The 9,836-nt window shown below is 42.7% G+C and carries 8 protein-coding genes, 1 pseudogene and 1 other annotated feature; of the genes and pseudogenes, 4 read left to right on the forward strand and 5 right to left on the reverse strand.

Annotated elements, in window-relative coordinates; all coding sequences use genetic code 11:
* The first annotated feature begins 501 nt into the window (after positions 1–501).
* Positions 502–732: a binding site (T-box leader), on the forward strand.
* A gap of 79 nt (positions 733–811) precedes the next feature.
* From leuS to ACI35L_RS16040, 3 genes are all read left to right on the forward strand, one after another.
* A complete protein-coding gene (gene leuS, locus ACI35L_RS16030) occupies positions 812–3,226 on the forward strand; it encodes a leucine--tRNA ligase (RefSeq protein ID WP_049669815.1) in 2,415 nt (804 codons plus the stop codon).
* A gap of 358 nt (positions 3,227–3,584) precedes the next feature.
* On the forward strand, positions 3,585–4,466 hold the full coding sequence (locus ACI35L_RS16035; RefSeq protein ID WP_439803301.1) for a hypothetical protein: 882 nt from the start codon (positions 3,585–3,587) through the stop codon (positions 4,464–4,466).
* Between the two features lie 126 nt (positions 4,467–4,592).
* Entirely contained in the window at positions 4,593–4,778 is a 186-nt protein-coding gene (locus ACI35L_RS16040) for a sporulation protein Cse60 (RefSeq protein WP_049669817.1), read from the forward strand.
* Positions 4,779–4,814: 36 nt separating this feature from the next.
* Here the strand turns inward: ACI35L_RS16040 and ACI35L_RS16045 are convergent, their stop codons facing one another.
* From ACI35L_RS16045 to ACI35L_RS16065, 5 genes and pseudogenes are all read right to left on the reverse strand, one after another.
* Entirely contained in the window at positions 4,815–6,104 is a 1,290-nt protein-coding gene (locus tag ACI35L_RS16045; RefSeq protein WP_049669818.1) for a hemolysin family protein, read from the reverse strand.
* A gap of 46 nt (positions 6,105–6,150) precedes the next feature.
* Positions 6,151–6,339: a hypothetical protein gene (locus tag ACI35L_RS16050; RefSeq protein WP_231589475.1), complete on the reverse strand. Its 189-nt coding sequence runs from the start codon at positions 6,337–6,339 to the stop codon at positions 6,151–6,153.
* 12 nt (positions 6,340–6,351) lie between these two features.
* Positions 6,352–6,600: pseudogene (locus tag ACI35L_RS16055) on the reverse strand (MerR family transcriptional regulator); the annotation flags it as partial.
* An 82-nt stretch (positions 6,601–6,682) separates the two neighbouring features.
* Positions 6,683–7,165: a VanZ family protein gene (locus ACI35L_RS16060; RefSeq protein WP_049669820.1), complete on the reverse strand. Its 483-nt coding sequence runs from the start codon at positions 7,163–7,165 to the stop codon at positions 6,683–6,685.
* 18 nt (positions 7,166–7,183) lie between these two features.
* Complete coding sequence (locus tag ACI35L_RS16065) at positions 7,184–8,455, reverse strand: NAD(P)/FAD-dependent oxidoreductase (protein ID WP_049669821.1); 1,272 nt, start codon at positions 8,453–8,455, stop codon at positions 7,184–7,186.
* A gap of 236 nt (positions 8,456–8,691) precedes the next feature.
* On the opposite strand from ACI35L_RS16065, the gene ACI35L_RS16070 reads away from it, so the two are divergent.
* Positions 8,692–9,836: putative polysaccharide biosynthesis protein (locus ACI35L_RS16070; protein ID WP_439803302.1), on the forward strand; the 1,145-nt coding region annotated here is incomplete at its 3' end.

A 9,836-nucleotide genomic window follows, 5' to 3' on the forward strand; every position in this document is an offset into this window, starting at 1 on the left:
ATGCAGGGAGTTTTCTTTTGATGGAAGGTTTCGCCCGACCATACCCAGCCTATTTCTCCCTTGAATGGTACCAGTTCGTCTTTAAATAGTTCTTCGCCCATAAACAAGTAAATTTAGCCTTTAAATTATCAAAGAAGGAAATATCATTAAAAAATATTTGCCCAGCTATGCGCTAACACTGGAGAAAGATGTGCAGGAGGCTTCTTTTGCTGAAATCTTTATTATTTGGGCTTATTTCCTCATAAAAAAGCTGACTTGACGCTGTTTTGATTTCTCTGCTCTCCATAAATTCAATCAAAGAAGGAGAGGTCGGTTAGTCCCACGTTTTTAGGTTGTTAACAGAGAAACTACGCTATTGCTTATATCCAAAGCTGCAAAATCAATAGAAGAAAATCTGCAATCGATGCATACCTTCCCCCATATCTGGCCAAAATGGAAAAAACAGCATAGAATGGACTTGCACTTTCAGAATGATTTACATACAATGTAGGTATATATTTTCTAATAACCGTGACAGGGACTAGTAATGATGTTCGTGCTTTTTAGAGAGTTGGCGGCTGGTGCGAGCCAATAGGACGGCATGATGAACTCCCCCTTGAGTTGCAGTCGTGAACAGCGATTAGTAAGGACTGCCGCAGATCTGCGTTAAAGACTTGAGCCGGACGTGTTTTACATACGTCAACTAGGGTGGTACCGCGGGTAAAAGCTGATGAACAGCCTCTCGTCCCTTACTATTGAGGGATGAGAGGCTTTTTTATATTCAGGGGAAAATGAAAAGGACCTGAAATTGATTTTGTAGGAGGAATTTAGGATGAGTTTCAATCATAAAGAGATTGAAAAGAAGTGGCAATCTTATTGGGAAGAACATAAAACGTTCAAAACGACTGATCATGTCGGAAAACGTAAATTTTACGCTTTGGATATGTTCCCGTATCCATCTGGAGCAGGTCTTCATGTTGGGCATCCAGAGGGCTATACAGCGACGGATATTCTCTCCCGATTGAAGCGGATGCAGGGCTATAATGTCCTTCATCCAATTGGATGGGATGCATTCGGTCTTCCTGCTGAGCAATATGCTCTTGATACAGGTAATGACCCGGAAGAATTTACAGCAAAGAATATTGAGACATTCAAACGCCAAATTAAATCCCTCGGATTCTCTTATGATTGGGACCGTGAAATCAACACGACAGATCCAGACTATTATAAATGGACACAATGGATTTTCTTGAAGCTGTATGAAAAAGGGCTTGCCTATATGGATGAGATTCCGGTTAACTGGTGCCCGGCGCTTGGAACGGTATTGGCGAATGAAGAAGTCATCGACGGCAAGAGTGAGCGCGGCGGCCACCCGGTTATCAGAAAGCCGATGCGTCAATGGATTTTGAAAATTACGGCTTATGCAGACCGTTTGATTGAAGATTTAGAAGAACTTGATTGGCCAGAAAGTATTAAAGATATGCAGCGCAACTGGATTGGCCGTTCAGAAGGGGCTTCTGTGAACTTTACGATTGACGGTACGGACAAATCGTTCACAGTCTTTACGACTCGTCCTGATACATTGTTCGGTGCGACTTACACAGTGCTTTCTCCAGAGCATCCGCTTGTGGATGAAATTACGACAGAGGCGCAAAAAGCAGAGGTTGAAGCTTACAAACAATCCATTCAATCGAAGAGCGACCTTGAGAGAACAGAGCTTTCTAAAGAGAAAACTGGTGCATTTACAGGTGCTTATGCCATTAATCCCGCAAACGGCGAGAAGATTCCAGTATGGATCGCCGATTATGTTCTTATGAGCTATGGAACTGGTGCAATCATGGCGGTTCCAGCCCATGATGAGCGTGATTATGAGTTCGCGAAGAAATTCGAGCTTCCAATTCGTGAGGTTGTCGCTGGCGGCGATATCGAAAAAGAAGCATATGCAGGAGAAGGAGAGCATGTAAACTCTGACTTCCTGAATGGATTGAATAAAGAAGAAGCCATTCAAAAGATGATTGCATGGCTTGAAGAAAAAGGCATCGGTGAGAAGAAGGTAACATACCGTCTTCGTGACTGGAACTTCTCCCGTCAGCGCTACTGGGGAGAGCCAATTCCTATCATCCATTGGGAGGACGGAACGATGTCAGCTGTTCCTGAGTCAGAGCTTCCGCTTGTACTTCCCAAAACATCCGAAATCAAACCATCTGGTACGGGTGAATCACCGCTTGCAATCATTGATGAGTGGGTGAATGTAACAGATCCGGAAACCGGACGTAAGGGCAGACGCGAAACCAATACAATGCCGCAATGGGCGGGCAGCTGCTGGTACTTCCTGCGCTATATCGATCCGAAAAACCCGAATGCAATCGCAGATCCTGAGAAGTTGAAGCATTGGCTTCCGGTTGATACGTATATCGGCGGCGCAGAGCATGCGGTTCTTCACTTGCTATATGCTCGTTTCTGGCATAAATTCCTTTATGATATCGGTGTTGTACCAACGAAGGAACCATTCCAAAAGCTATTTAACCAAGGAATGATCCTTGGTGAGAATAATGAGAAGATGAGTAAATCAAAGGGTAATGTCGTGAACCCGGATGATATCGTTGAAAGCCATGGAGCAGACACACTTCGTCTATATGAAATGTTCATGGGACCGCTTGATGCATCCATCGCATGGTCAACAAATGGACTCGACGGCTCAAGACGTTTCCTTGACCGTGTATGGAGACTGTATATCAATGAAGATGGAACAGTAAATGATAAGATTACAGAATCAGCGGACACGCATCTTGAGAAGGTATATCATCAAACTGTGAAGAAAGTGACAGAGGATCTTGAGAATCTGCACTTTAATACGGCGATTTCTCAAATGATGGTATTCGTGAATGAAGCGTACAAAGCAGAGATTCTTCCAATTCAATTCATGGAAGGCTTCGTGAAGCTACTTTCACCAATCTGCCCGCATATGACAGAAGAGCTTTGGAGCCGACTAGGCCATAATGATACGCTTGCCTATGCATCTTGGCCCGCATATGATGAAAGCAAGCTGGTCGATAATGAAGTCGAAATCGTGATCCAGATTAATGGGAAAGTGAGAGCGAAGCTTCAAGTTCCTGCTGATATTACAAAGGAAGAAATGGAGAAAACGGTTATGGAGAATGGAAAGGTCCTCGAGCAAATCGATGGCAAAACTGTTCGTAAAGTGATCGCGATTCCTGGAAAACTTGTTAATATCGTCGCAAACTAAGTAGATTTTTTGGCCGGCTGTCCGATTGGGTCAGCCGGTTTTTTTATATATGAACAGAGCTGAAAACGATTACAGGCTTACGCCTCCATTATTGGGAAGGAGAAATATTAAGGAGAATATGTTTCCTTATATGGTTAAGATAGTCCATATAATGTTTGTCTTATAGTCACTCTGATGAATGTCCACAAGTCTCATTACATATCAAGAGGTTCGGGACCAAATACATCTATTCTGATAATAAATCCTCTCTGAAATAATGAGATGTATCCATTGCGATATGACTGTTTTTTACCGTTTATTCAACGCTTGTTTAATTGGTATCCCCTGTGGTAAACGACAATAAAGGAGGAGAAAGTAAATGAAGAAACAGGTGTCTACTGCCGTATGTCTGACTTTCATCTGCCTTGCCGGCTGCACACTGGAAAATGCCGATAGCGAAGAACAAGCGTCCAAAAAATCTAACCAGCCTGTCAGTACGGAAAAATCGTCAAACGATAAAAGTGAAGAAGATACAAAGAAGGACAATCCCCCTGCAACTGAAAACCCCTCAACATCTGATGAAGATGGTGCCAATAACGTTCCAAATTCTCAAGAAAGTATCATCGCATCTGTTAAGGAACAAATTCAAAACAGCCTGCCTCCTAAGCTGCCAAAATATTTGCCAATGTCATCTGAAGAAATGAAGTTGAGTGCTGCTACCGATTCTAAGGATGATAGGTATCGAGTGACCTTCTTTGAAAGTAAGAAAGCGATCCCAATCAATGATAAAGAATTGAATAACAATGAAATCGCTAAACCCATTGCTGTAATAGAAGCTAGACAATATGAAACCAATCAGGAAGCCAAATCTAAAATTGGCTACATATCTCCTGAAGATATCCCGACAGGCAATCCTGCTATCAATCTTGGCCATTCAATCAAAGGGTATGAAGAGGGTGGTATGGGTAATAAATGGCTGAATTGGCATGAAGGGAGATGGTACCTTCAGATCCATGCCAACAATCTAGAAGGTGCTAATGAATACGTGCCGCTCGCAAAACAGATGGTTGACTACTTGGAGAGTAATTCACTGCCTGTACCAAATCAATATGGTTCCGTCAAAGCAGACGTCGACCAACAAAAGACAGAAGATAATCAAATTTCCTGGCAGGAAGAAAAAATCGTTTATACGATTTCAGAAGTAGAGGATCCAATAAAAATGCTCGAAATCGCCACCCACTTTGATGGAATGGGAAAATAAGTTGGTCAATATTGAATCCTCCCCGTAAAATTATAAAGGTAATATCAGACCGAGGAATATTCAATATTTGTGTATAAAAATCAAACTATTTGGCTATGACTGTCCTAAAAGGAGGCAGGAGAGCCGATGATACAAGTGAAGATGTTTGATTATGAACATGAAAAAGACTTGGAAAATGGGATGAATCACTTCCTAGGACAGATTAGGGAGGACCAAATCGTCGACATTAAGTATGAAATTGCCGCTTTTGGAGAAGAAGAGGAAGAAAATCAGATTTATTGCTTTAGTGCAATGGTCATTTATCGTAAATAAAACGCCGAATCCGTTATGAGGGATTCGGCGTTTTCATTATTTATCGGCTTTCTTGATCTCAAGATAGTGAATATGGTTGCCTTCATGTTCATGAATCTTAAAGATGTGGCCCTCTGCTTCAACCTCAGTGCCATCTTGGATTTCGAAATGGTTTGATAGGAACCAGCCGCCGATTGTGTCAACGACCTCATTTGAAATCTCGATACCAAGCAGCTCATTGATATCATCGATGAGAAGCTTGGCACTTACGATATAGTGGTTTGTTCCAAGCTTGCGGATATCAGGTACCTCTGTTTCGTCGAATTCATCACGGATTTCTCCGACGATTTCTTCAATGATATCCTCTGCAGTAACCAATCCGGATGTGCCGCCATATTCATCGATTAAGATGGCGATATGAGTGCGTTCCTTTTGCATTTTTACAAGAAGGTCATGGATTGGTATGGTCTCAATGACACTAATGACTGGACTGATTAATGATTCGAGTGTGACATCCTTCTTCAAATGCATTTCAGTCAAGAATTCTTTCGCATTCAAGAATCCGACGATATTATCCTTGTCGCCATCTTCTACAGGAAAACGTGTATAACGCTCTTCTTGAATGATGGAGAATACCTCTTCGATGGAGTCATCCTTTGATATGCTGACGATTTCTGTACGCGGTACCATGATTTCTCTTGCTTTCCGTTCGTCAAATTCAAAAATATTGTTTACATATTTGTATTCATTCTTATTAATGGAGCCTTTTTTGTAGCTGTCTGCCAGCAATAGGCGAAGCTCCTCTTCTGAATAGCTGTTCTCGTGCTCTGAAGCCGGCTGGAAACCAATCAGCTTGACGAGTAAACGAGCTGAACCATTCAAAAGCCAGATAAATGGATATAGGATACGGTAGAACAAAATAATCAGCGGTGACAGGAATAGCGTCATCGTTTCTGCCTTTTGGATGGCAATTGTCTTAGGAGCCAGTTCGCCCACGACCACGTGAATAAACGTCACGATGATAAAGGCAACGGCAAGGGACATAATGTGAGTGACCTCCATATTGAGACCCATCAGTTCAAATAGGGGAGAAAGGATTACCTCAAATGTCGGTTCTCCAATCCACCCTAGACCGAGTGCCGTAACCGTAATTCCGAGCTGGCAGGCAGATAAATATTCGTCCAGGTGGGTTGTTACTTTCTTTGCGGACAAAGCGCCCTTCTTGCCTTCAGCGACAAGCTGGTCAATCTTTGAGGAACGCACCTTTACGATGGCAAACTCAGTTGCAACGAAAAAGGCGGTTAAGATGATTAGGATAACAAAAGCGATTAAATAGATGGTAGTCAAATAGCAGTCTTACAGCTAGGGTAAGACGTACACCTCCTGTAGTTGGTTATGATTTAGTCAGCAGCAGCATTAGCAGCTGCATCGATTGTATCAAGGATGAGGCGTCAACTTGTTTCTTGACGACATCCTGATCTTTGCCCATATCGTTTATGAGCGATGATACTTCTTGTTCAATGTCACGGATTTTTGCCCGTATTTCTTGGACATCGATTTCCTCCGAATATCGGTTAATCAATTCCTTTTTTATCTCAGTCAGGGATAACTGTTTATGTTTACATTCCTCGATAAACAAAAGTCTCTCGATGGAGGATTCATCATATAGCCGATAATTGGAGGGCGATCTCTCTGCTATTAGCAGGCCGAGGTTCGTGTAATAATCAATAGTCCTTTTGGTGACATTCGTGGCTTTTGATAATTCGCCGATTCTTAGTTTCTTTGCCCCATTAAGGAAAGACCTCCAAACTATAACGTGATGGTTTATTTTTTGATTATATATTTTCTGAAATCTTTATTCAACTTAAAGAGCTCGAAACCATAAAAATAAGGATGCCCTTAAAAGGACATCCACTAAAAAGAGATTATTTGTGCACCTTGCTTTGAATAAGCACAGCCGCAGCGGCAGATTGGAGAATCTTGAGCAGCATGTACCCAAAAAGACCTCCGATGGTGTTTAAGATCATGTCATCCACATCAAAGCCCCCTACATGGAAAACGAGCTGAATGGTTTCCACAGTAAGGGACACGAAGAAAGAGAATATGGTAATCTTAATTGCCCCTTTCCAGCGCTCTGAGAGAAGGGGAAGTAAAAAGCCTAGCGGCATAAAGGCAATAATATTACCGAATAGATTGGTGAACCATATACGGAAACTAAAGTAATCCATATAAATGATATACATTTTGATGGTCTCAAACGGTGTCAGGTTATAATCCTCCACTCGGATATCCTGACGATAATAGCCAAAAAATAATAGATAGGATAAGAGTAAAAGATAAGCAGCAAATAAGAGATATAGGAAGGCAGTCATTATCTTGCTGTTGGCTACTCGTTCTAGAAGATTCATTACATGCTCCCCCTTGCCCTATTGTCTTGTTTGTGCATTCATGGCTGCGTTGATTCCTGCAAGACGTCCGGTAACGAGGGCAGAGGTAATATTGTAGCCTCCAGTGTACCCGTGAATATCTAATATTTCGCCGCAGAAGAATAAACCTGGCATGAGCTTGCTGGCCATAGTTTTCGGCTCTACTTCTTTGACAGATATCCCCCCGCCGGTGACAAATGCCTTATCCAGAGAGAGTGTGCCGTTTACAGCCACTGGGAATTTCTTGATATCTTGACAGAATGAACGCCATTTATCGTGGGAGATAGTTGCCCCCTGTGCAGCCGGGTCAATTTGATTCCTTTCCAGCAGAAATAATAGATAACGTTCAGGGAGAAGTCCCTTCAGGCTATTTTTCACTGCCTTCTTATCATCTGTCTTAATGGTTTGAATGATTTGCTGGAACAATTGCTCCGCATTCATATCCGGCAGTGCATCAATTTGGACGATAACTTCTTTTAGCTTCCATTTCTTCAGTGCCTTGACAACAAACTGGCTGCATCTAAGCACGCCTGGACCTGATAAGCCAAAATGGGTAAAGATCATGTCCATGCGATGGGTAATGAGCGCCTTGCCCTTTGGATTCAATACACTGATGGATACGTCGCGTAAGGAGAGACCCTGTAATGCTTTATTTTGGATGAATGTCTCACTGGAGGTTAAAGGCACCTCCGTTGGGAAAAGCTCAGTTACTGTATGACCGGCTTTCTCTGCCCAGGCATATCCATCTCCGGTTGAACCTGTATGCGGAACGGATTTACCCCCGACTGCTAGGACGACTGAACTCGTTTCAATAAGTTCTCCTTCTTTTGTCTGGATACCTTTAACATGACCGTCCTCATAGAGGACATCACTGACAGGACAATCGGTACGGACGTGTGCACCAAGCTCGAGCAGACGCCCAACCATGGCATCGACAACGGATTGAGCCTTGTCGTTAACAGGGAACATCCGCCCATGGTCTTCTTCCTTAAGTTCTACGCCAAGCTCTTTGAAGAAGGATATGATTCCTTCATTATCAAATTCGGAAAAAGCTCCATAAAGGAATTTTCCGTTTCCTGGGATATGGCGGATAATCTCTTCAACAGGCAGACGATTCGTTACATTGCAGCGTCCTCCGCCTGAGATGGCTAATTTTCTGCCGAGTTTGGACCCTTTATCAATTAACAGCGTAGAAGACCCCTTCTCTGCGGCTGCTATGGCAGCCATAAGTCCAGAGGGGCCTCCACCAATAATCACAACATCATATTTCATCTATTCCACTCATTTCTAACATGCTTATAAGGTCTATTATAAGCGAATCTCACAAGAAGGCAAAAGCAAGAGCGGGGAATGGATATGTATATATTGGAAGGGTATCTATTGTATTGACCTTAAACTTACAACTTATCTCATTGTCAAAAGGTATGGAAAAGAGTAAACTACTGAATAGTGAACATAAAAATAAATCTATTCTACTATATAAGTGAAAGTACGAAAGGGTTTGAAGCATGTCATCGAAACTGATTAGAGGCACCTTTATTTTGACTATTGGCATGGTTTTTTCGAAAATGCTCGGATTATTCTATGTCATTCCCTTTAATAAAATCGTAGGAACCGAAGGCATTGCCTTATATGGGTTTGCCTACACTCCTTATACGATTTTCATTAGCATCGCAACTGCTGGGGTTCCGATGGCTGTAGCAAAATTTGTAGCAAAGTATAATGCGATGGGTGAATATGCAATCGGCAGAAAGCTTTTTGAATCAGGTCAAAAGGTCATGATGATGACTGGGGTATTTGCCTTTCTGCTCATGTATGTTACTGCTCCTGGACTAGCTTCTGTCATGGAGACGCAGTCCTATTCAGTCGAAGAGGTGACTACGGTTATCAGGGCAGTCAGCTTTGCCTTGATTCTTGTTCCTTCCCAAAGCTTGTTCCGTGGATTCTTCCAAGGAAATGAATCCATGGGACCGACAGCGGTCTCTCAAGTTATTGAACAGATTGTCCGCATTATCTTTATGCTGGCGGGCGCTTATGTTGTCTTGAATGTACTTGGTGGAAGTATCGTACCCGCGATGGGGGTAGCCGTGTTTTCGGCATTTGTTGGAGCCGTTGCCGGGCTTGTTGTTTTACTTTGGTATTGGCGGAAGCGGAAGGGGCATCTTGATGCTTTGCTTAAGAAAAGCAAAAATGAAGTGGACATCTCAATGGGAGCCATCTACAAGGAAATTCTCCTTTCATCAATTCCCTTCATCTTTGTCGGTCTTGCGATGCCACTTTTCCAAATGGTTGATACGCTCACCTTTAACAGGGCAATGGTATCGATTGGGCTTGCTGAGATTACCGATACGGCTTTTGGTGTGTTGAACGTGACCTCGCAGAAGCTCGTTCTCATTCCCATGACGCTAGCTACAGCGTTTTCACTATCCATCGTGCCAAGTGTGACGAAATCATTTGTGGAGAAGAAATGGACGTTATACAATCAGCAATTAACTGAAACATTCCAAGTGCTTTTATTCTTGCTTGTTCCAGCAGTTACGGGGATGAGTGTTCTTGCAGACAGTGTTTACGGATCCTTCTACGGTTTCTCTGAACTTGGTTCTTCTGTTTTAGCCGTCTATGCGCCTGTAACGATATTATTCGCGATGTTCTC

It is taken from the genome of Pradoshia sp. (assembly GCF_051873915.1).
Taxonomy (GTDB): Bacteria; Bacillota; Bacilli; order Bacillales; family Pradoshiaceae; genus Pradoshia.